Raw genomic sequence first — 22,096 nt, 5'->3', positions numbered from 1 at the left:
GAGTGAGCACCTCGACGACCGATCCCCTCATCGGCCGCCTGATCGACGGCCGGTACCAGGTGCGCTCACGCATCGCGCGCGGCGGTATGGCGACGGTCTACCTCGCGACCGACCAGCGCCTCGACCGCCTCGTCGCGGTCAAGATCATGCACGGGCACCTCGCCGACGACAGCCAGTTCAAAGAGCGCTTCATCCAAGAAGCGCGCTCGGCCGCCCGCTTGGCGCATCCGAACGTCGTCAACGTGTTCGATCAGGGTCAGGATGCCGAATCGGCCTACCTCGTCATGGAGTACCTGCCGGGCATCACGCTGCGCGAGCTGCTGCAAGAGTACGGAGCGCTCACGCCCGAGCAGACGATGGACATCACCGAGGCCGTGCTCGCCGGGCTCGCCGCGGCGCATAAGGCCGGCATCGTGCACCGCGACCTCAAGCCCGAGAACGTGCTGCTCGCCGACGACGGCCGCATCAAGATCGGTGACTTCGGGCTCGCGCGGGCGGCGAGCGCCAACACCGCGACGGGCAAGGCCCTGCTCGGCACGATCGCCTACCTCTCGCCCGAGCTCGTGACGCGCGGCATCGCCGACACCCGCAGCGACATCTACGCCGTCGGCATCATGATGTTCGAGATGCTCACGGGCGAGCAGCCGTACAAGGGCGAGCAGCCGATGCAGATCGCCTACCAGCACGCCAACGACTCGGTGCCCGCGCCGAGCAATCTCAACCCGCGCGTGCCGGCCGAGTGGGACGAGATCGTGCTGTGGGCGACCGCGCGCGACCCGCGCGACCGCCCGGCCGACGCGCGGGCGCTGCTCGACCAGCTCGCCGAGACCGGGCGCGCCCTGCAGACCGCGCTACCCGCCGAGGCGACCCAGCGCACGATGCTGCTCACCTCTCCCATCCCCACCTTCCCCGCGACGGGCGAGACCCAGGTGCTCGGCACGCGGGTGTCGAGCGGCGGGCCGACCGAACCCTCGGCCACGGCCGAGCTCACCCGCCGCGGCACCTCGAGCCGTCGACGGGGATGGCTGCTCTTCGCCGCCGTGCTCGCGCTCGCAGGACTCGCCGGCGGCGTCGGATGGTGGTTCGGGGCAGGACCGGGCGCCCGCGTGACGATCGCCGATGTGCGCGGCGACTCGGTCGAGGCCGCCCGCCTGGTGCTCGAGGCGCAGGGCGTCACGATCGCCGACGAGGTCGCGCGCGCCTTCGACCTCGAGGTCGCCGAGGGCCTCGTCGCCGCGACCGATCCCCCGGCCGGCGAGGTCATCGATCGCGACACGGTCGTGACGATCGTCGTGTCGCGGGGCCCGGAGCCGACGACGGTGCCCGATGTGATCGGGCAGCCGGAGGCCGACGCCCGCGCGACGCTCATCGGGGCCGGCTTCGAGCTCGGCGAGAGCATCCCCCAGTTCGATCGCGAGGTGCCGGAAGGCTCGGTGATCGCGGTCGTCGGCGAGGGCGACGAGCCGCTCGCCGCCGGCGACGACTCGTTCAAAGGCACTGCCGTGCAGCTCATCGTCTCGGTCGGGGCGATCCCCTCGGTGCGCGGTCTGACGGTCGAGGCGGCGCAGGCCGCGCTCAGCGCCCGCGAGCTCACCGGCATCGTCGGCGGGGAGTCGGAATTCGACAACGAGGTGCCGCTCGGCGACGTGCTGCGCGTCGAGCGCACGAGCGAGGCCCCCGTGCGCCCCGGCAGCACCCTCACGATCATCGTCTCGCGCGGGCCCGACCTCGTCGACGTGCCGAACGTGGTGGGTCGTCCGATCAATGAGGCGGTCCGCATCCTCGAGGACGCCGGTTTCGAGGTCGTGCTCGACACGAACGTGCCGCCGGGGCTTCGCGATTCGCCCCTCGCGCCCGTGCAGTCGACCGACCCGGCCGGCGGCGAGCGCGTGCTGCGCAGCAGCCGCGTGACGGTCGTCGCGAACTACTAGCTGCGGCCGAGCTCCTCGGCGACGAGGAAGGCGAGCTCGAGCGACTGCATGTGGTTGAGGCGCGGGTCGCACAGCGACTCGTAGCGCGTCGCGAGCGTCTCCTCGTCGATGTGCTCCGAGCCGCCGAGGCACTCGGTGACGTCGTCACCGGTGAGCTCGACGTGGATGCCGCCGGGGTGCGTGCCGACGGCGCGGTGCGACTCGAAGAAGCCCTTGACCTCGTCGACGACGTCGTCGAAGCGGCGCGTCTTGTAGCCGTTGGGCGTCGTGAGCCCGTTGCCGTGCATCGGGTCGCAAACCCACAGGGGCGTCGCGTCCATGCCGCGGATCGCCTCGAGCAGCGGCGGTAGGGCATCCCGCACCGTGCTCGCACCCATGCGCGTGATGAAGGTGAGGCGACCAGGCTCGCGCTCGGGGTCGAGCACGTCGATGAGCCGCTGCATCGTCTCGGGCGTCGTCGACGGGCCGAGCTTGACGCCGATCGGGTTGCGGATGCGCTTGAAGAAGTCGACGTGCGCGCCGTCGAGCTCGCGCGTGCGCTCGCCGATCCACAGGAAGTGCGCCGAGGTGTTGTAGGGCGTGCCCGTGCGCGAGTCGATGCGCGTCATGGGGCGCTCGTAGTCCATGAGCAGGCCCTCGTGGCTCGAGTAGAACTCGACGCGCTTGAGCTCGTCGAAGTCGGCCCCGGCCGCCTCCATGAACTTCACGGCGCGGTCGATCTCTTTCGCGAGGCCCTCGTAACGCTGGTTGGCGGGGTTCGCGGCGAAGCCCTTGTTCCAGCTGTGCACCATGCGCAGGTCGGCGAAGCCACCCTGGGTGAAGGCGCGGATGAGGTTCAGCGTGGAAGCGCTGGTGTGGTACCCCTTCACGAGTCGAGCGGGGTCGGCCTGGCGCGACTCGGGCGTGAAGTCGTAGCCGTTGACGATGTCGCCGCGATACGCCGGTAGGGTGACGTCGCCGCGGGTCTCGGTGTCGCTCGAGCGCGGCTTGGCGAACTGCCCGGCCATGCGGCCCATCTTGATGACGGGCATCGAGGCGCCGTAGGTGAGCACGACCGCCATCTGCAGGATCGTCTTGACCCGGTTGCGGATCTGGTCGGCGGTCGCGCCCGCGAAGGTCTCGGCGCAGTCACCCCCCTGCAGCAGGAAGGCCTCGCCGCGCGCGGCGCGCGCGAGGCGGTCGCGCAGCATGTCGACCTCGCCCGCGAAGACCAGGGGCGGCAGCGTCGCGAGCTCGGCCGAGGCCGCCGAGACCGCCGTCGAGTCGGGCCACGAGGGCTGCTGCTTGATGGGCAGGGTGCGCCAGTGATCGAGCCCCGCCACGACCTCAGGGTCGGCGTGCACAACGGTTTCGAAGGGGTCGACCACGGGCGTTACGTCCTCACAGGGCGGCTCTGACGGGATGCACGGCGCGTGAGCGCCGCGACTCACCAGCCTATCGGGCGTTGGCCGGGCGCTTGTCCTTGACGGTCGTCGCGTAGACGTCGCGGTACTCCTGGCCGCTCAGGCGGCCGAGCTCGTACATGATCTCGTCGGTGATCGAGCGCAGCACGAAGCGGTCGCCCTCGAGTCCCTGGAAGCGGCTGAAGTCGAGCGGCTCGCCGAAGACGACACCGGGGCGCACGACCTTCGGCAGCTTCGAACCGATGGGCATGACCTTCTCGGTGTCGATCATGGCCACGGGCACCACGGGTGCGCCCGACTCGAGAATCATGCGCGCGACGCCCGTTCGACCCCGGTACATGATGCCGTCGGGGCTGCGCGTGCCCTCGGGATAGATGCCGAGCGCGAAGCCCTCGGCGAGCACCTTGAGGCCCGTGTTGAGCGAGGCCTCGCTCGCCTTGCCGCCCGAGCGGTCGATCGGCAGCTGGCCGCTCGCCTCGAAGAACATCTTGATGAGCCAACCCTTGATGCCGCGCCCTGTGAAGTAGTCGCTCTTGGCGAGGAACACGACGCGGCGGTCGAGAACGAGGGGCAGGAAGACCGAGTCGGTGAACGAGAGGTGGTTGCTGGCGAGGATCACCGCTCCGGTGCGGGGTACATTCTCGACACCGCGCACCCACGGCCGGAACGCCGTGAGCAGGATCGGCCCGATCACCAGGTTCTTCATGAGCCAGTAGAACACCGGGGATTCCCTTCGTCGACAGCGCGCATCAGCCTAACCCCTGCCCGGCCGCACCGTGCGGCCGATCGCTCGGCTGCGGCCCTCAGGCGCCGGTCGCGTGGATGCGGGCCAGGTCGGCCGCGCCCACGACACCCGCGTCGTTCACGAGCTCGGCCACGACGAACCGCGGCTCGGGATGGTAGCCGCGCGCCGGAAGGTGAGCCAGGTAGGCCTCGCGCACAGGATCGAGCAGCAGGTCGCCCGCGATCGACACCCCGCCCCCAAACACGAAGAGCTCGGGATCGAGCACGGCACTGAGGCTCGCGCAGGCCTGCCCCAGCCAGGTGCCGAGCTGCCGCAGCGCATGCAGCGCACCCGCGTCGTGATCGACGATGAGCCGAGCGAGGATGTCGCCGGTAAGCCCACCCGCGCGCTCGCGCTCGGCCGCGAGCTGCAGGCCGATACCGCCCGCATCGGCGATCTCGTTCGCCATGCGCAGCAGGGCTCGACCCGAGCCGTACTGCTCGATGCAGCCGCGTGCACCGCACCCGCAGGGCAGCCCGTCGGGCACGACCCGCAGGTGGCCGAGCTCGCCCGCCGTGCCGAAGCCGCCGCGCAGCAGGCGGTCTCCCGTGACGATCGCACCGCCGACGCCCGTGCCGATCGTCAGCATCGTCATGTCGTGCGCATCCCGTGCCGCACCGAAGCGGAACTCGGCCCACCCGGCGGCGTTCGCATCGTTGTCGATCGTGACGTCGAGATCGAGCCGCTCACGCAGGCGGTCGCGGAAGGGCTCGTGACGCCAGTTGATATTGGGCGCGTAGTAGACGACCGATTGCGCCGCATCGATGAAGCCAGCGGCCGCGACGCCCGCGGCAATGACCTGCTGGCCGTCGCGCAACTGCTCGATCATGCGCACGACGAGGTCGGTGATGGCCGCGGGGTCGCCCGCGGGGGTGGGCTCGCGCAGCTCGGCGAGGATCTCGCCGTCGTCGCTCACGAGGGCTCCGGCGATCTTGGTGCCGCCGATGTCGATTCCGATGGAGTGCACGAGCGACGAGTCTAGTGAGCCGCTGCGTGCTCCGAGAGGGTGCTCGGTCGCGCGCACTAGAGTGGGGGCATCATCCGCCCGTCCGGTACCAAAGGAGTTGCCGTGAAAGAGTTCTTCGTCCCGGCCGTCGTCACCCCCGACCCCGACGCGAACGCCACCGACCTGCTCGTCGACCGCGTTCGCCAGACCCCGAACGGCGCGCTGTTCGCCCTCCCGACGGCCGACGGCGGATGGTCGGATGTCACGGCCGCCGAGTTCCACCGCCAGGTCAAGGCGCTCGCGAAGGGCTTCATCGCCGCGGGCATCAAGCCCGGCGAGAAGATCGGCTTCATGTGCAAGACCCGCTACGAGTGGACCCTCGTCGACTTCGCGACGTGGTTCGCGGGCGCCGCGCTCGTGCCCATCTACGAGACGAGCTCGCCCAGCCAGGTGCAGTACATCCTCGATGACTCCGAGGCGCACCACATGATCGTCGAGACGGCCGAGCACTTCTCGCGCTTCGACGAGGTGGCGGGCGACCTGCCGAACATCGGCCACGTGTGGCAGATGCACCTGGGCGACCTCGAGAAGCTCGCCTCGACCGGCGAGGGCGTGAGCGACGACGAGCTCGAGGCGCGCCGTTCGGCCGCCGTGGGCAGCGATCTCGCCACCCTCATCTACACCTCGGGCTCGACGGGCGTGCCCAAGGGCTGCATCCTCACCCACTCCAACTTCGTCGAGCTGTGCCGCAACGCGACGGTGTCGATGAGCCAGATCGTCAACCCCCAGTCGTCGACGCTGCTCTTCATCACGACGGCCCACGTCTTCGCGCGCTTCATCTCGGTGCTGGGCGTGCACGGCGGCGTCAAGATCGGCCACCAGGCCGACACCAAGCAGCTGCTGAGCGCGCTCGGCTCGTTCAAGCCCACCTTCTTGCTCGCGGTGCCGCGCGTGTTCGAGAAGGTCTACAACTCGGCCGAGCAGAAGGCCGAGGCCGGCGGCAAGGGCAAGATCTTCCGCGCGGCCGCCGATGTCGCGATCGCGCACTCCAAGGCGCTCGACGCCGGTCACGTGCCGCTCGGCCTCACGCTGCGGTTCGCGCTCTTCGACAAGCTCGTCTACGGCAAGCTGCGCGCAGCCATGGGCGGGCGCGTGCAGTACGCCGTCTCGGGCTCCGCTCCCCTGGGCCTGCGCCTCGCGCACTTCTTCCGCAGCCTCGACATCCGCATCCTCGAGGGCTACGGCCTCACCGAGACGACGGCCCCCGCGACGATCAACCTCGTCGACAAGTTCAAGATCGGCACGACCGGTCCGGCGCTGCCGGGCGTCGGCCTCAAGATCGCCGAGGACGGCGAGATCCTCGTGAAGGGCATCAACGTCTTCGCCGGGTACTGGAAGAAGCCCGACGCGACCGCCGAGGTCATGGAGGGCGAGTGGTTCCGCACGGGTGACATCGGTGCGCTCGACGACGACGGCTTCCTCACGATCACGGGGCGCAAGAAAGAGATCATCGTCACGGCCGGTGGCAAGAACGTCGCTCCCGCCGCGCTCGAAGACCCGATCCGCGCCAACCCGATCATCGGCCAGGTGGTCGTGGTGGGCGACAAGAAGCCCTTCGTCTCGGCGCTCGTGACGCTCGACTCAGAGATGCTGCCGGTGTGGCTCAACAACAACGACCTCGATGCGCAGATGTCGCTCACCGAGGCCGCGCAGAACCCAAAGGTGCTCGCCGAGGTGCAGCGCGCGATCGACGCCGCCAACAGCCGCGTGTCGCGCGCCGAGTCGATCCGCAAGTTCACGGTTCTCGCGACGGAGTTCACCGAGGCGAGCGGTCACCTGACGCCGAAGATGAGCATCAAGCGCCACGTCATCACGACCGACTTCGCCGACGTCATCGAGGGCATGTACAGCGGCGCTCCCGAGACGCAGGGCATCTCGCTGCAGTAGTCGCGCACTCCCGGCGGGCGCCGACAGTCGTTGCGACCGCGGCGCCCGTCGGCGTGCGGGGCGGTGCCGGGGCGCTCTCGAGCGCGATCCTGATGCGGGATGCCCGCTACGGTCGCGCGAACCAGTCGGCCTGGCGCACCGCGCGCATGGCCTCGCGCTTGATCTCGGGGTCGAGCCCCTCGATGTAGAGGCGCCCGTCGAGATGGTCGCACTCGTGCTGCAGCGCCTGCGCGAGCAGCCCGTCGCCGCTGACCTCGATCACCCGGCCATCGAGGTCGATGCCCTCGACGCGCGCCCAGGGGTGGCGTCGACGCGCGAAGCCGAACCCCGGCACGCTCAAGCAGCCCTCGTCGACGGGCTCGGCCTCACCGCGCACCTCGACGAGGCGGGGGTTGAGCACGTAGCCGATGTCGCCGTCGATGTTGTAGCTGAAGGCGCGCAGCATGACCCCTATCTGCGGGGCCGCGACGCCCGCGCGCCCGGGAACCCGCACGGTGTCGATGAGATCGGTCACGAGCGCGCGCACCGACGCGTCGATACGGCCGACCGGGTCGGCCGCACTGCGCAGCACGGGGTCGCCGAAGAGGCGGATGGGGCGGACGGCCATCGTGCGGTCAGACGCCTCGACGCACGGGCATGCCCTGCGCCACGAGGGCGGCGAGCTCGCGTGCCGCCTGCCGGGTGAGCGGCCGCAGGTCTCGCCATGAGATGACCGAGCCGGCGGCGAGCTGCTCGTCATAGGGGATGCGCACGATCTGGCGCACCCGCGAGGCGAAGTGCGCCTCGATCTCTTCGAGCTTGACGAGGTTCGTGCCCTGCGTCGCCGTGTTGATGGCGACGATCGACTCGCGCACGAGCTCGCCGTAGCCGTTCGCCTCGAGCCACGTGAGGGTCTCTGAGGCGAGCCGCGCCTCGTCGACGCTGCCGCCCGAGACGATGACGAGCGCGTCGGCGCGCTGCAGGGTCGCGCGCATCACCGAGTGCACGATGCCGGTACCGCAGTCGGTCAGCACGATCGAGTAGTAGCGCGCGGCGAGGTCGGCGACCACGTTGTAGTCGTTCTCGTCGAAGGCCTCGGAGAGCATGGGGTCGGTGTCGGAGGCGAGGATGTCGAGCCGCGTCTCGTCGCGCGAGACGAGCGTCGAGAAGTCGGTGAAGCCCTGGATGCTGGGCGCGCGGTTGACGACGTCGCGCACCGTCGCGCGGGTCTGCCGCGCGACGCGCTCAGACAGCGTGCCGCGATCGGGGTTGGCATCGATGGCGATGACGCGGTCATCCCGAACCGAGGCGAGCGCCATGCCGAGCAGGGTCGTGATCGTGGTCTTGCCGACGCCGCCCTTGCGCGTCAGCACGGGCACGAAGCGCGCGCCGCCCTCGAACGCCGTGGCGATCTTCGCGTCGAGCTCTTTGCGCTCGCGCACGCGGCGCGAGTCTCCGAGGTTGACGAGGTGGAAGGTGATCGCGTACACGAAGGCGGGCCAGCGGCCCTCGGGAGCGGTGCGGTTGCGTCGGCGGGGCTCGATCAGGCGGTCGGCGGTGAGCATGGCCGCCGATTCGGGGCCCTGGTGCACGCCGTCGAGCATGTCGCGCCGCGAGTAGACGCCCTCGGGCGACGGGAGGGGCGGGATCGCGGCATCCGCGTCGTCGTCACCCTCGGTCGGCGGCGGCGTCACGACAGCGTGCAACTCGTCGTGCCCGAGCTCGATGACCGTGGTGCCGAGCTCGACACCGCCGACGATCGCCGGGTCGACACCCGTGTCGAGCAGGGCGACCGCCTGCTCGTCCTCGGGGCGCTCGCGCACGGGAGCGGGCAGCTCGACGTCGATCGTGAGGCTCCCGGGCAGCGCGGCCGCGAGGTCGGCGTCGCCGACAGGCTCGACCCCCTCGGCGACGGTCGTCGCCGCAACGGTCTTGGTTCTGCCACGCTTCTCGGCCACTGTCGCAACTCTCCCTGGTATCGGACGACTGCTCAGTCTAGCCGTCCGCCCGCGCGCACAACGGGAGGTCGCCGAGACCGCCCCGAGCCGCTTCTCAGGCGATGACGACGAGCAGGTCGCCGGCCTCGCACTGCTGCGTGGTCGGGATGGCGCGCCGCTGCACGGTGCCCGCGACAGGGCTCGTGATCGCCGCCTCCATCTTCATGGCCTCGATCGTCGCCACCGCCTGCCCGACCTCGACGCGGTCGCCCTCGGCGACCTTGAGCGTGACGACCCCCATGAAGGGCGCGGCGATCTGACCGGGCTGCGCGGCATCGGCCTTCTCGGCCGTGGCCGCATCGACTGCGACCGCGCGATCGCGCACCGTGATCGGGCGCAACTGGCCGTTGAGGGTCGCCATGACGCTGCGCATGCCCTTCTCATCGGGCTCGCCGATGGCCTCGAGGCTCACGAGAAGGCTGACGCCCTGCTCGATCTCGATCGCATGCTCGACCCCCGACCGCAGGCCGTAGAGGTAGTCGGGCGTGGCGAGCACCGAGAGGTCTCCGTACTGCTCGCGCACCTGCAAGAACTGCTGCGTCGGCTGCGGGAACAGCAGCTGGTTAAGCATCAGTCGCCGCTCGTCGGTGCTGCCCGTGAGCTTCGCCCGCTGCTCATCGGTGAGGGGCGTCGTGCCGATCTTGACCGTGCGGCCCTCGAGGACCTTGCTGCGGAAGGGCTCGGGCCAGCCTCCCGGGAGGTCGCCGAGCTCGCCCGCCATGAAGCCGATCACCGAGTCGGGGATGTCGTAGTTCTGCGGGTTGGCTTCGAAGTCGGCCGGGTCGGCTCCCGCCGCCGCCATCTGCAGCGCGAGATCGCCCACGACCTTCGACGACGGGGTGACCTTGGTGGGGCGTCCGAGGATGCGGTTGGCGGCCGCGTACCAGTCCTCGATGACCTCGAAGCGGTCGCCGAGCCCGAGCGCGATCGCCTGCTGGCGCAGGTTCGACAGCTGCCCGCCCGGGATCTCGTGCGTGTACACGCGCCCGGTGGGGCCGGGCAGTCCCGACTCGAACGGCGCGTAGGCGCGGCGCACGGCCTCCCAGTACGGCTCGAGGTCGGCGACGGGGCCGAGTCCGAGCCCCGTGTCGCGCTCGGTGTGCTCGAGCGCCGCGACGAGGGCCGAGAGCGAGGGCTGCGAGGTCGTGCCCGCCATCGGTGCGCTCGCGGCATCCACGGCATCGGCCCCGGCCCGCGCCGCCGCGAGCAGCGTCGCGAGCTGCCCGCCCGCGGTGTCGTGCGTGTGCACGTGCACGGGCAGGTCGAAGCGCTCGCGCAGCGCGGCGACGAGGGTCTCGGCGGCACCCGCCCGCAGCAGCCCAGCCATGTCTTTGATGGCCAGGATGTGCGCGCCCGAGTCGACGATCTGCTCGGCGAGCCGCAGGTAGTAGTCGAGCGTGTAGAGGTCTTCTGCCGGGTCGAGCAGATCGCCCGAATAGCACATGGCGACCTCGGCGACGGTCGTTCCCGTCGCGAGCACCGCGTCGATCGCCGGGCGCATCTGGTCGACGTCGTTGAGGGCGTCGAAGATGCGGAAGATGTCGATGCCCGTCGCCGCGGCCTCGGCCACGAACGCGTCGGTCACCTCGGTGGGGTACGGCGTGTAGCCGACCGTGTTGCGGCCGCGCAGCAGCATCTGGATGGCCACGTTCGGCAGGGCCTCGCGCATCGCCGCGAGGCGCTGCCACGGGTCTTCGCCGAGGAACCGCAGGGCGACGTCATAGGTCGCCCCGCCCCAGGCCTCGACGCTCAGCAGCCCGGGCGTCATGCGGGCGACGTGCGGCATGACCCGCACGTGGTCGGCGGTGCGCACGCGGGTGGCGAGCAACGACTGGTGGGCATCCCGGAACGTCGTATCGGTGACGCCGAGGGCCGTCTGCTGGCGCAGCGCGCTCGCGAAGCCCTGCGGGCCGAGCGCGAGCAGTCGCTGGCGCGAGCCCTCGGGAGCCGCGGCCTCGAGGTCGACCACGGGCAGCTTGAGCGCCGGATCGATGACGCCCTCCCCCGCCCCGTTGGGCTGGTTGACCGTGACGTCGGCGAGCCAGTTGAGCACCTTCGTGCCGCGGTCTTTCGAGGGGTTGGTGCGCACGAGGTGCGGGCGCTCGTCGATGAACGAGGTGCTCAGGTCGCCGGCCTGGAACGCGGGGTCGTCGAGCACCGCCTGCAGGAACGGGATGTTGGTCGTGACGCCCCGGATGCGGAACTCGGCCAGCCCGCGGCGTGCGCGCGACACGGCCGAGGCGAAGTCGCGGCCCCGGCACGTCATCTTGGCGAGCATCGAGTCGAAGTGCGGCGAGATCTGAGCGCCCGATGCGACCGTGCCGCCGTCGAGGCGCACCCCCGCGCCACCCGGAGAGCGGTAGGTGGTGATCTTGCCCGTGTCGGGCCGGAACCCGCTCGCGGGGTCTTCGGTCGTGATGCGGCACTGCAGCGCCGCGCCGCGCAGGTGGATCTGGTCTTGCAACAGCCCCAGCTCGGCGAGCGACTGGCCGTAGGCGATGCGCATCTGCGACTGCACGAGATCGACGTCGGTGACCTCCTCGGTGACCGTGTGCTCGACCTGGATGCGCGGGTTCATCTCGATGAAGACGTGCTGGCCCGCGCGCTCACCCGCCGTATCGAGCAGGAACTCGACCGTGCCGGCGTTGACGTAGCCGATCGACTTCGCGAAGGCGACCGCATCGCGGTACATCTGCTGCCGGGTGCCCTCGTCGAGGTTGGGTGCGGGAGCGATCTCGACGACCTTCTGGTGGCGCCGCTGCACCGAGCAGTCTCGCTCGAAGAGGTGCACGGTCTCGCCCGTCGCGTCGGCGAGGATCTGCACCTCGATGTGGCGCGGACGCACGACGGCCTGCTCGACGAACATCGTGGGATCGCCGAAGGCGCTGTCGGCCTCGCGCATGGCGGCCTCGAGCGCGCCTCGCAGCTCGTCGCGGTGCTCGACCCGGCGCATGCCGCGGCCGCCGCCGCCCGCGACGGCCTTGGCGAAGATGGGGAACCCGATCTCGTCGGCCGCATCGAGCAGCACCTGGATATCGGTCGTCGCAGGACTCGACCGCAGCACGGGAACCCCCGCCGCGATGGCCTTCTCCTTCGCCGTGACCTTGTTGCCGGCCATCTCGAGCACCGAGCGGGGCGGGCCGATGAAGGCGATGCCGGCGTCGGCGGCGGCCTGGGCGAGATCGGGGTTCTCGCTGAGGAACCCGTACCCGGGGTAGATGGCGTCGGCGCCCGCGAGCTTTGCGACGCGGATGATCTCGGCCACATCAAGGTACGCGCGCACGGGATGCCCCGGCTCACCGATCTGGTAGGCCTCGTCGGCCTTCAGTCGGTGCATGGAGTTGCGGTCCTCGTAGGGGAACACCGCCACGGTCTTCGCGCCCAGTTCGTAGGCGGCGCGGAAGGCGCGGATGGCGATCTCTCCGCGGTTGGCGACAAGGATCTTCCGAAACATCGTGTCCTCTCGGAATCGGCCCGGGTGGGGGTCGACAGGGCTCCGGTGGTGGCGGGCCGAGGTCGGTGCGCGTGCGCGCTTCTCCACACTAGTGAAGGTAGGGTCGTTACTCGTGCACGTACTGAGCGTCAGCTCCCTCAAGGGGGGCGTGGGGAAGACGACGGTCACGCTGGGTCTGGCGTCGGCCGCCTTCTCGCGCGGCCTGCGCACGCTCGTGGTCGATCTCGATCCGCAGTCCGACGCGTCGACCGGCATGGATATCCAGGTCGCCGGGCACCTGACCGTGGCCGACGTGCTCGCGGCGCCCAAGGAGCGCACCGTGCGGCAGGCCATCGCCGCGAGCGGGTGGACCCGCGGGCGCCCCGGCACGGTCGACGTCATGATCGGCAGCCCGAGCGCGATCAACTTCGACGGACCGCACCCGAGCATCCGTGAAATCTGGAAGCTCGAAGAGGCGCTCGCGCATGTCGAGGCCGACTACGACCTCGTGCTCGTCGACTGCGCCCCCTCGCTCAACGCGCTCACGCGCACGGCCTGGGCGGCGAGCGACCGGGTCGTCGTCGTCACCGAGCCCGGCCTCTTCTCGGTGGCGGCCGCCGACCGCGCCCTGCGCGCGATCGAAGAAATCCGTCGCGGCCTCTCCCCTCGTCTGCAGCCGCTCGGCATCATCGTCAACCGCGCGCGGGTGCAGTCGCTCGAGCACCAGTTCCGCATCAAAGAGCTGCGCGACATGTTCGGCCCGCTCGTGCTCGCGCCGCAGCTGCCCGAGCGCACGTCGCTGCAGCAGGCGCAGGGCGCCGCGAAGCCCCTGCACGTCTGGCCGGGCGACAGCGCTCAAGAGATGGCGCGCAACTTCGACCAGTTGCTCGACCGCATCATGCGCACCGCCAAGATGGGCGAGTACGCAACACCCTAAGAAGCGCGCGTCGCCCGTCGCGCCGCGAGCTCGTCGCTCGGGTCGGCCGCAGGGGTCGAGTCGAGCTCGACGAGCGAGCTCTCGACCTCGCGCAGCACCTTGCCGACGGCGATGCCGAAGACGCCCTGGCCGCGGCTGACGAGGTCGATGACCTCGTCGTCGCTCGTGCACAGGTAGACGCTCGCGCCGTCGCTCATGAGGGTCGTCTGCGCGAGATCGTTGACGCCCGCCTCGCGCAGCTGGTTGACGGCCGTGCGGATCTGCTGCAGCGAGATGCCGGTGTCGAGCAGGCGCTTGACGAGCTTGAGAACGAGGATGTCGCGAAAGCCGTACAACCGCTGCGTGCCCGAACCCGCGGCTCCGCGCACGGTGGGCTCGACCAGCTCGGTGCGGGCCCAGTAGTCGAGCTGGCGGTAGGAGATGCCGGCAGCGCGGGCGGCGACGGCCCCGCGGTAGCCCGCCTGGTCGTCGAGCTCGGGAAGCCCGTCGGTGAAGAGGAGCCCGAGGTCGTAGCGCTCGTCGCGGTTGTCAGCGTCGGTCATGACCCCTACCTAACCTTCATCGTTAACGTGACAGTTGGTGCCACGCCGTTCAGAGTAGCGAGCCGCCTCACGTCGACAGGAGACATCCGCTCGAACACCTCGGCGTGTCGGGCCCGACTACGACTGTAGCTTGCCGAGGGCCGATCGGATGAGACTCGAACGCACCACTTCGAGCTGCCCGGCGATCTCGCGCGCCAGTTCGGCCGCCTTCGCACGGCTCGAGGGGTCGTTGCGGCGCGAGACGGGGATGAGCGCGCTCTCGATGAGGCCCAGTTCGCGCTCCGCCGCGGCACGGAAGCCCCGCAGATGGCGCGGCTCGATGCCCGAGCGCTGCAGCTCGACGAGGGCGCGCAGCACGTGCACGGCATCCTCACCGTAGGTGTCGGCCGCCGCCAGCAGCGAGGCCGAGATGGCATCGGTCAGCAGGGTCGGGCTCGCCCCGGCCTCGCGGGCGAGCTCGCCGCGCGTGTAGCGCCGCTCGGTGGCGAGGATGGTCGTCGGCACCGCGCCACTCGCCAGCAGCGGGGGCGTGCGCCCCGCCTCGATGTCGTCGAGGTACCCGCGGATGACCTTGAGGCGCAAGAAGTGGTCGCGCTGCATCGTCAGGATGAAGCGCAGCCGGTCGACGTCGGCGGCCGAGAACTTGCGATACCCCGACTCGGTGCGCGTCGGGGAGACGAGCTGCTGCTCTTCGAGGAATCGCAGCTTCGACGGCGTGAGGTCGGGGAACTCGGGGCTCAGCTTGGCGAGCACCTGGCCGATGCTCAGCAGGCCGCCGGCCGTCGACGGACGGGACGCGGCGGCGGACCGCGCCGCCATCAGGCGCCCGCGGCGAGATCGATGCGCGATGCGTAGAACGTGAGGTGGAACTTGCCCACCTGCACCTCGCAGCCGTCGACGAGGGCGACCGTGTCGGCGATGCGATCGCCGCCCATGAAGGTGCCGTTGAGCGAGCCGAGGTCGCGCACCGCGAACTGCGTGCCCTGCCGCAGGAACGCCGCGTGCTTGCGCGAGACGGTCACATCGTCGAGGAAGATGTCGGCTTCAGGATGCCGGCCCGCGACCGTCACGTCGGCATCGAGCAGGAACCGCGCACCCGCGGTGGGCCCCCGGCGCACGATCAGCAGTGCGGAACCCGAGGGCAGCGCGCCGATGACCTCGTGCTCTTCGGTGTTGACGCCGGCTTCGAGCGCGGCGAGCTGCGCCGCGAACTCGGGCCCGTAGTGCACCGTCGTCTCGTGCGGGCGGTATTCGCCCGGGGTCGCGCTGTCGCGCGCGTCGGGCGGGGTGTCAGCCATCCGTCGACCTCCTTCGATCGCCCAGCGTATCCGATGCGCGCGAGGCTCTCGGCGGGCCGGCCGTGAGCTCGAGGGTCTGCCGCAGGTAGAGGATGCCCGCCCACCAGTAGAGGAACGCCCCCCACAGCGTGAATGCCCAGCCGATGGGGTCGCTCACGGCTTGCACGGCGGGGAAGGCCTGACCGAGCACGAGGATCGGGAGCGCGTAGAACAGGGCGAAGGTCGCGAGCTTGCCGAGGTGGTGAACGGGCAGCGGGCCGTAGCCGTGCTGGGCGAGCACGAGCCCGAGCACCGCCAGGAACACGTCGCGGCCCACGATGACGGCGACGACCCACCACGGCACGACCTCGCGCACGGCGAGCGCGATGACCGCAGCGAAGATGAACAGGCGGTCGGCCGCGGGGTCGAGCAGCTGCCCGAGCTTGGTGATCTGCGAGAACCGGCGCGCGATGATGCCGTCGAGGAAGTCGCTGAGGCTCGAGACGATGATGACGACGAGCGCCGCGAGGTCGAGCTCGAGCAGCACGAGCACGAGGAAGACCGGCACGAGCAGGATGCGCAGGGCGCTCAGCGCGTTCGGAACCGTGAGCACGCGGTCGCTCACGACCGGCTCAGCGGGTCGAGGAGTGCTCAGGGGCTCCGACACGAGCCAAGTCTAGTGAGGCCGGCGGGCACGCGAGCGGGGCATCCGGCGATACCCTGTCGGCCATGGACACTGTCGTCATCGTGCTCGGCATCGCCGCCGGGGTCAGCCTGTTCACCTGGGTCGCGTCGCTGCTGACGGGCGATCATTCGTGGGTCGATCGCCTCTGGTCGATCGTGCCGGTGGTCTACGTCGCCGTCTTCTGGGCTGCCACCGGGTTCACGGATGCCCGGCTGACGATCATGACCGTGCTGGTCGCCCTCTGGGGCGCGCGGCTGACCTTCAACTTCGCGCGCAAGGGCGGGTACAGCGGGGTCGAAGACTACCGCTGGCCGATCTTGCGCGCGCGCATGAGCGCGGGCCAGTTCCAGGTGTTCAACCTGCTCTTCATCGTGCTCTTCCAGAACGCCCTGCTGCTGCTCATCGCCCTGCCCGCGCTCGTGGCGTACGAGAACCAGGCCGTGCCGGTCGGCGCGCTCGACCTCGGGCTCGCCGCGCTGTTCCTGATACTGCTCATCGGCGAGTTCGTGGCCGATCAGCAGCAGTGGAGCTTTCACCAGGCGAAGAAGGCGGCGATCGCCGAGGGCCGCGAGCCCGCGGAGCGCTTCGTGACGACGGGGCTCTGGCGGTTCAGCCGCCACCCGAACTTCTTCTTCGAGCAGGCGCAGTGGTGGGTGTTCTATGCCATGGGTGCCGCCGCCCTGGGCGCGGCGCTGCACTGGACCCTCGTGGGGCCCGTGCTGCTCACCGCGCTCTTCATCGGATCGACCATCTTCACCGAATCGATCACGGCGTCGAAGTACCCCGAGTACGCGCAGTACCAGCGGCGCACCTCGATGCTCATCCCGTGGATTCCCCGAGAGCCTCGTGGCGCTGCGGCCGATGCTCCCGCCGCGTGATTAGCATCGCGCCCATGTCGTGCATCCGGTTCAACACTCCCGCCCAGCGGCGCCAGCTCGCGGCTGACGCCCCCGCCATGCGCCCCTCCGACGACCCCGTCGCGCAGTTCCTCTCCCCCGCCGTGACGGCCTCGAAGGTCGCGCGCATCCGGCGCCTCGCCGCCGACCCGAACCCGAAGATCCGCGAGAGTGCCGCCCTGTCGTACCACGCGCCCGTCGAGATCTACGAGGCGCTGTCGCGCGACCCCGACGCCGGTGTGCGGGCGTGCATCGCCAAGAACGAGCACGTTCCGTGCGACATCTTGAGCCGTCTCGCGACCGACCCCGACGAGCGCGTGCGCGGGTTCGTGGCGCTCAACTACTTCGTGCCGGCCGACGCGATGACCGCGCTCGCCGACGACCCGAGCGCCGTCGTGCGCGGGCTCGTCGACTGGAAGACGAAGCTCGCGGCCGAGGAGGGCGCCGTCGCACCCGAGCTGGTCGCCGCGCGCTAGTCGCGCGAGCGGAACCGGCCCGAGGTCGCCAGCCGATCGGGCAGCACGCGCGCGAGCGCCGCGACGATGCGGTACCGAACGGTCGGAATCACGACCGAGCGACCGCGATCGATCGCGCGCAGGGCGAGCCGCACCAGCTGCGGCGCCTGCAGCCAGAGGAACGACGGGATGCCCTCGGTGCTGACCGCCATGCGGTCGTGGAACTCGGTGCGCACGAAGCCGGGGCACACGGCCGTCACGTTCACCCCGCGTGGTCGGTAGACGATGTTGGCTCCGCGGGCGAACATCACGGCCCAGGCCTTCGCCGCCGAGTAGGTGCCGCGCGGGGTGAACGCCGCGACGCTCGCGATGAGCACGATGCGACCGCGTCCGCGCGCGAGCATGCCCCGCAGCGCCGTCTGCGTCAGCTGCAGCGGCACCGTCACGTGGATGTCGAGGTGGCGCTTCTCGACGTCGAACGGGTTCTCGTCGAGCTCGCCCCGGATGCCGTAGCCGGCGTTGTTGACGAGCAGGTCGACCGGTCTGCGGTCGTCGGCCAACCGACGATCGACCGCGGCGAGCCCCTCGGGCGCGAGCAGGTCGGCCGGGAGCGCCTCGACCCGCACGCCGAACGCGTGCTGCAAGGCTGCCGCGGTCGCCGCGAGACGGTCGGCGTCGCGCGCGACGATCACGAGATCGTTGCCGCGCGCGGCGAGCTGGCGGGCGAACTCGGCGCCGATGCCGGCGGTGGCTCCGGTGATGAGGGCGGTGGGCATGTCTCCACGCTAACCCGCGGCGCCGCGGGCCTCGTACGCTGGGGGGATGAGCTCAGCGACCGGCGTGCGCGTCGATGCCTACGTCTGGGCCATCCGGCTGTTCGCGACGCGCTCGGCGGCGACCGCCGCGTGCAAGGCCGGGCACATCAAGGTCAATGACGCCTCGGCGAAGCCCGCCCAGGTGGTGCGCGTCGGCGACCAGGTGCGCGCGCTCACGCCCGGGGGCGAGCGCATCGTCGTCGTCACCGGGCTTATCACCAAGCGCACGAGCGCCCCGTTGGCCGCGCTCAACTACGACGACCGCACTCCCCCGCCCCTCCCGAAGGAGGAGCGCCCGGCGACCGTGCTGCGCGAGCGCGGCGCGGGCCGGCCGACGAAGCGCGACCGGCGGCTCATCGAGCGGCTGCGCGGCCGCGGGGGCACGCCGGACGAGCTCGACTGATCGAGCCCGCGGCGGGCATCCTCAGGCCAGATCGAGGGCCGCGAGCGAGGCGCGGATCGTCTCGGTCGAGGCGTGCAGGGCGCGCTCTTCGTCGGCCGAGAAGGGCACGTCGATGACGCGCGACACCCCGGCGGCGTCGACGACGCTCGGCACCGAGAGCGCGACGCCGCTGACCCCGCGGTAGTCGTCGAGCACCGAGCTGACGGGCAGAACCGCACCCTCGTCGTTGAGCACGGCCTCGACGATGCGCGCACCCGAGAGGCCGATCGCGTAGTTCGTGGCGCCCTTGCCCTCGATGACCTTGTAGGCCGCGGTCTTGACCTCGTAGGCGATGCGGTCGAGCTCTTCGACGCTGAGCGTCTCGCCCGCGTCGTCGGTCCACTCGCGGATGGGGATCGGGCCGATGCGGCTCTGCGACCACAGCGGGAACTCGCTGTCGCCGTGCTCGCCGACGATCATGGCGTGGATGCTCGACGGAGCCAGCCCCAGGCGCTCGGCCAGGCGCCACCGCAGCCGGGAGCTGTCGAGCACCGTGCCGCTCGAGAACACGCGGCCGGCCGGCAGGCCGCTGAAGCGCTGGGCGGCGACCGCGAGCACATCGCAGGGGTTCGTCACGAGCACGTAGACCGCGTCGGGGGCGCGTTCGACGAGCTGGGGCATGAGGGATCGCAGGATGCCGACGTTGACCCCCGCGAGATCGAGGCGGCTCTGCCCGGGGTGCTGCTTGGCCCCCGCCGTCACGACGACGACGTTCGCGCCCGCGATCACGTCGAGGTCGGCGCCGCCCGAGATCGTGCTCGATCCCGTGAAGGGCGTGCCGTGCGCGAGGTCGAGCACCTCGGCCTCGACGCGCGGGGCGTCGATGTCGTAGAGCACGACCTCGCGGGCCGAGCCGCGGATGAGGGAGGCGTAGGCGAGCGAGGAGCCGACGGCCCCGGCGCCGATGATGGCCAGGCGGGAGTTCTCGATGACAGGCATGCGCTCAGCCTGTCGGAGTCGTGGTCGTCGCGCCAGGGCCGTTCGGCCTGCGTCCCCCGCGATCGACACCGGCCGCATCAGGGTCGAACGGCACTGTCGCGCGACGATCACGGCTGCCTAGCCTGAGGGCACCACCGCTCGTCAGGAGAGAACCGTGAAGCTCGTCATCATCGGCGGAGTCGCCGCCGGAGCATCCATCGCCGCCCGTGCCCGCCGTCTCGACGAGTTCGCCGAGATCATCGTTCTCGAGCGCGGCCACCACGTGTCGTTCGCCAACTGCGGCCTGCCGTACCACATCGGCGGCGTCATCACCGATCGCAGCCGGCTGCTCGTGCAGACCCCCGAGAGCCTGCGCGAGGCGCTCGACCTCGACGTGCGCATCGGGCAGGAGGTCGTCGCGATCGACCGGTCGGTGAAGACCGTGACGGTGCGCCGCGTCGACGACGGCACCGAGTACACCGAGTCGTACGACGCCCTCGCGCTGACGCCGGGCGCCGAGGCGATCCGCCCGCCGATCCCCGGCATCGAGCTGCCGGGCGTGCACGTGCTGCGCCGCATGGGCGACATGGACAAGATCAAGGCCCGACTGGATGCCCTGCTCGCCGAGGCGGCCGCCGGCCGCCGCGGCCCCGTGCGCGCGGTCGTGATCGGCGCGGGCTACATCGGGCTCGAGATGGCCGAGAACCTGCGGCACCGCGGTGCCGAGGTCGATGTCGTGGAGCGCGCCGACCAGATCCTCCCCCCGCTCGATCACGAGCTCTCGGTGCCCGTTGAGTCGCACCTGCGCAGCCGCGGGGTCGCCGTGCACCTCGAGACCGGGGCGGCAGCGCTGCGCGAGGCAGCGGGCGGACTCGACGTCGAGCTCACCAGTCACACGGTGCTGCACGCCGACCTGGTGATCCTCTCGGCCGGGGTACGACCGAACACCGACCTCGCCCGGGCGGCGGGCCTCGAGCTCGGCCCGCACGGCGGCATCGCCGTCGACACGCGCATGCGAACCTCCGACCCGCACATCTGGGCGGCCGGCGACTCGGTCGAGACGCCCGGCGCCGTGCTGCCCGGCACAGCGCTCGCCCCGCTCGCGGGCCCGGCCAACCGTCAGGCGCGTGTCGCGGCTGAGAACATCTGCGGCCGCGACACCGAGTACCGCTCGACGCAGGGCACCTCGATCGTGAAGGTCTTCGACATGGTCGCGGGCGGTACGGGGGCCACACAGCGGCAGCTCATCGCCGCAGGCATCGCGCACCCCGCCGTGCACGTGCACCCCTCGGGGCACGCCGGCTACTACCCCGGCACGGCGATGATGCACCTCAAGCTCGTCTTCGACCCCGAGAGCGGGCGCGTGCTCGGCGGCCAGGTCGCGGGCTTCGACGGCGTCGACAAGCGCCTCGACGTGCTCGCCACCGCGGTCCGCATGGGCATGACGGTGTTCGACCTCGAAGAGCTCGAGCTCGCCTACGCTCCCCCGTTCGGCTCGGCGAAAGACCCGATCAACATGGCCGGGTTCGTGGCGAGCAACGTCGTGCGCGGCGATCTCGACCTCTGGTACGCCGAGGACTACCCGGCGGCCGTCGAGGGGGCGCGCATCATCGACGTGCGCACGCCCGAGGAGTTCGGCATCTGGCACCTGCCGGGGGCCGAGAACGTGCCGCTCGCGACGCTGCGGAACGTCTGCGGCGACTGGGATACGAGCACCCCGATCCGGCTGTACTGCGCCGTGGGCTTCCGCTCCTACCTGGCCTACCGGGCGCTGCGGCAGCGCGGCTTCACCGACCTCAAGACCCTCTCGGGCGGCTCGACCACGTTCCGCTCGTGGCACGAGCTCGACGAGGCCGACGTTCCCGCGCGTCGCGACGCGATCGAGAACTACGCCGAAACGCACTCGCTGTTCGCGCTCGCCCCCACCGGAATCGGCGCATCCATCGACCTCGACTGCACGGGGCTCGCCTGCCCCGGCCCGATCATGAAGCTCGCCGAGGCGGCGGCCGCGGCCGATGCCGGCGACGAGATCACGGTGCACGTGAGCGACCCCGGCTTCGCGGCGGATGCTCCCGCCTGGGTCAAGCGCAACGGCCACGAGCTCGTCTCGATCGAGCCGGAGGGCCCCGGCTACGTGGCCGTCATCCGCAAGGGCGGCGCGGGGGCGATGGCCTCGGCACGACCGACAGGCGGCGCGACCGTCGCGGGGCCGGGCAAGACCTCGTTCGTCGTGTTCTCGGGCGACATGGACAAGGTGCTCGCCTCGTTCATCATCGCCAACGGCGCGCTCGCGATGGGCGAGGAGGTCTCGATGTTCTTCACGTTCTGGGGGCTCAACGCCCTGCGGCGCGAGCAGCCCCCGAAGCGGCAGAAGAAGCTCATGGACCGCATGTTCGGCATGATGATGCCCTCGGGCGCGAACGACCTGCCCCTCTCGACCATGAACATGGCCGGCATGGGCCCGCTCATGATCAAGAGCGTCATGACGCAGCACAACGTGCCCTCGCTGCCCGAGCTCATCGCCTCGGCGCAGGCGGGCGGGGCGCGCCTCATCGGCTGCACCATGACGATGGACCTGCTGGGCATCGCGCAGAGCGACCTGCTCGACGGGGTCGAGCTGGGGGGCGTCGCGACCTTCCTCGGCGAGGCGTCGGAGTCGACGACGACGCTGTTCATCTGAGCACGCGCCGGGGGCGGTGCGCGCGAGGC

19 protein-coding genes are annotated in these 22,096 nt (G+C 70.8%); 7 read left to right on the top strand and 12 right to left on the bottom strand.

The annotated features are described in order from the left end of the window. Positions 1–2 precede the first annotated feature (2 nt). Positions 3–1,931 (top strand): Stk1 family PASTA domain-containing Ser/Thr kinase, encoded by a 1,929-nt coding sequence (pknB, locus tag ACK4HH_RS05535; protein WP_409649221.1) that lies wholly within the window; start codon positions 3–5, stop codon positions 1,929–1,931. Here pknB and ACK4HH_RS05530 read toward each other — a convergent pair. The 3 genes from ACK4HH_RS05530 to ACK4HH_RS05520 form a co-directional block, all read right to left on the bottom strand. Beyond that, the gene (locus tag ACK4HH_RS05530) at positions 1,928–3,298 is read right to left on the bottom strand and encodes a class II 3-deoxy-7-phosphoheptulonate synthase (RefSeq protein ID WP_409649218.1); all 1,371 of its coding nucleotides are present in this window, start codon (positions 3,296–3,298) and stop codon (positions 1,928–1,930) included. The genes pknB and ACK4HH_RS05530 overlap by 4 nt on opposite strands. A 67-nt stretch (positions 3,299–3,365) precedes the next feature. Continuing rightward, complete coding sequence (locus ACK4HH_RS05525) at positions 3,366–4,055, bottom strand: lysophospholipid acyltransferase family protein (RefSeq protein WP_409649215.1); 690 nt, start codon at positions 4,053–4,055, stop codon at positions 3,366–3,368. An 82-nt stretch (positions 4,056–4,137) separates the two neighbouring features. Further along, positions 4,138–5,085 (bottom strand): ROK family glucokinase, encoded by a 948-nt coding sequence (locus ACK4HH_RS05520; protein WP_409649213.1) that lies wholly within the window; start codon positions 5,083–5,085, stop codon positions 4,138–4,140. Between the two features lie 102 nt (positions 5,086–5,187). On the opposite strand from ACK4HH_RS05520, the gene ACK4HH_RS05515 reads away from it, so the two are divergent. Next, positions 5,188–7,011, top strand: coding sequence for an AMP-dependent synthetase/ligase (locus tag ACK4HH_RS05515; RefSeq protein WP_409649210.1), 1,824 nt, complete (start codon positions 5,188–5,190; stop codon positions 7,009–7,011). A 106-nt stretch (positions 7,012–7,117) separates the two neighbouring features. Here the strand turns inward: ACK4HH_RS05515 and def are convergent, their stop codons facing one another. The 3 genes from def to ACK4HH_RS05500 all read right to left on the bottom strand — a co-directional run bounded on the left by def (position 7,118) and on the right by ACK4HH_RS05500 (position 12,441). Next, positions 7,118–7,618, bottom strand: coding sequence for a peptide deformylase (def, locus tag ACK4HH_RS05510; RefSeq protein WP_409649207.1), 501 nt, complete (start codon positions 7,616–7,618; stop codon positions 7,118–7,120). A gap of 7 nt (positions 7,619–7,625) precedes the next feature. Beyond that, the gene (locus tag ACK4HH_RS05505; protein WP_409649204.1) at positions 7,626–8,948 is read right to left on the bottom strand and encodes a MinD/ParA family protein; all 1,323 of its coding nucleotides are present in this window, start codon (positions 8,946–8,948) and stop codon (positions 7,626–7,628) included. A 94-nt stretch (positions 8,949–9,042) separates the two neighbouring features. Next, entirely contained in the window at positions 9,043–12,441 is a 3,399-nt protein-coding gene (locus ACK4HH_RS05500) for a pyruvate carboxylase (RefSeq protein ID WP_409649202.1), read from the bottom strand. A gap of 112 nt (positions 12,442–12,553) precedes the next feature. Here ACK4HH_RS05500 and ACK4HH_RS05495 point away from each other — a divergent pair, with 112 nt between their 5' ends. After that, complete coding sequence (locus ACK4HH_RS05495) at positions 12,554–13,357, top strand: ParA family protein (RefSeq protein ID WP_409649199.1); 804 nt, start codon at positions 12,554–12,556, stop codon at positions 13,355–13,357. Here ACK4HH_RS05495 and ACK4HH_RS05490 read toward each other — a convergent pair. The 4 genes from ACK4HH_RS05490 to ACK4HH_RS05475 all read right to left on the bottom strand — a co-directional run bounded on the left by ACK4HH_RS05490 (position 13,354) and on the right by ACK4HH_RS05475 (position 15,843). Further along, complete coding sequence (locus ACK4HH_RS05490) at positions 13,354–13,899, bottom strand: MerR family transcriptional regulator (protein WP_409649196.1); 546 nt, start codon at positions 13,897–13,899, stop codon at positions 13,354–13,356. The two genes, ACK4HH_RS05495 and ACK4HH_RS05490, sit on opposite strands and share 4 nt — an antisense overlap. Positions 13,900–14,016: 117 nt before the next feature. Further along, complete coding sequence (locus ACK4HH_RS05485) at positions 14,017–14,718, bottom strand: MerR family transcriptional regulator (RefSeq protein ID WP_409649193.1); 702 nt, start codon at positions 14,716–14,718, stop codon at positions 14,017–14,019. Then, positions 14,718–15,197, bottom strand: coding sequence for an FHA domain-containing protein (locus ACK4HH_RS05480; RefSeq protein WP_409649190.1), 480 nt, complete (start codon positions 15,195–15,197; stop codon positions 14,718–14,720). The genes ACK4HH_RS05485 and ACK4HH_RS05480 overlap by 1 nt, the downstream gene beginning before the upstream one ends. Then, positions 15,190–15,843 carry a CDP-alcohol phosphatidyltransferase family protein gene (locus tag ACK4HH_RS05475; RefSeq protein ID WP_409649187.1) on the bottom strand — a complete coding sequence of 218 codons (654 nt, stop codon included), beginning with the start codon at positions 15,841–15,843 and terminating at the stop codon, positions 15,190–15,192. Before ACK4HH_RS05475 ends, ACK4HH_RS05480 begins: the two co-directional genes overlap by 8 nt. 62 nt (positions 15,844–15,905) lie before the next feature. Between ACK4HH_RS05475 and ACK4HH_RS05470 the strand changes: the two genes are divergently transcribed. Together ACK4HH_RS05470 and ACK4HH_RS05465 are read left to right on the top strand one after the other, a co-directional pair. Next, the gene (locus ACK4HH_RS05470; protein ID WP_409649184.1) at positions 15,906–16,739 is read left to right on the top strand and encodes a DUF1295 domain-containing protein; all 834 of its coding nucleotides are present in this window, start codon (positions 15,906–15,908) and stop codon (positions 16,737–16,739) included. 14 nt (positions 16,740–16,753) lie between these two features. Continuing rightward, a complete protein-coding gene (locus tag ACK4HH_RS05465) occupies positions 16,754–17,233 on the top strand; it encodes a hypothetical protein (RefSeq protein ID WP_409649182.1) in 480 nt (159 codons plus the stop codon). Here ACK4HH_RS05465 and ACK4HH_RS05460 read toward each other — a convergent pair. Beyond that, complete coding sequence (locus tag ACK4HH_RS05460; protein WP_409649179.1) at positions 17,230–17,988, bottom strand: SDR family NAD(P)-dependent oxidoreductase; 759 nt, start codon at positions 17,986–17,988, stop codon at positions 17,230–17,232. The genes ACK4HH_RS05465 and ACK4HH_RS05460 overlap by 4 nt on opposite strands. Before the next feature lie 46 nt (positions 17,989–18,034). Here ACK4HH_RS05460 and ACK4HH_RS05455 point away from each other — a divergent pair, with 46 nt between their 5' ends. Continuing rightward, positions 18,035–18,430: an RNA-binding S4 domain-containing protein gene (locus tag ACK4HH_RS05455; RefSeq protein WP_409649176.1), complete on the top strand. Its 396-nt coding sequence runs from the start codon at positions 18,035–18,037 to the stop codon at positions 18,428–18,430. A gap of 21 nt (positions 18,431–18,451) precedes the next feature. Here ACK4HH_RS05455 and ACK4HH_RS05450 read toward each other — a convergent pair whose 3' ends face one another. Continuing rightward, a complete protein-coding gene (locus tag ACK4HH_RS05450) occupies positions 18,452–19,408 on the bottom strand; it encodes an L-lactate dehydrogenase (RefSeq protein ID WP_409649173.1) in 957 nt (318 codons plus the stop codon). 154 nt (positions 19,409–19,562) lie between these two features. Between ACK4HH_RS05450 and ACK4HH_RS05445 the strand changes: the two genes are divergently transcribed. Then, the gene (locus ACK4HH_RS05445) at positions 19,563–22,067 is read left to right on the top strand and encodes an FAD-dependent oxidoreductase (RefSeq protein WP_409649169.1); all 2,505 of its coding nucleotides are present in this window, start codon (positions 19,563–19,565) and stop codon (positions 22,065–22,067) included. The last annotated feature ends 29 nt before the right edge of the window (positions 22,068–22,096 follow it).

The sequence above is a fragment of the Microcella sp. genome (assembly GCF_046296455.1).
In the GTDB taxonomy this organism is placed as follows: Bacteria; Actinomycetota; Actinomycetes; order Actinomycetales; family Microbacteriaceae; genus Microcella.
This window is presented reverse-complemented; position numbering and strand designations above follow the sequence as displayed.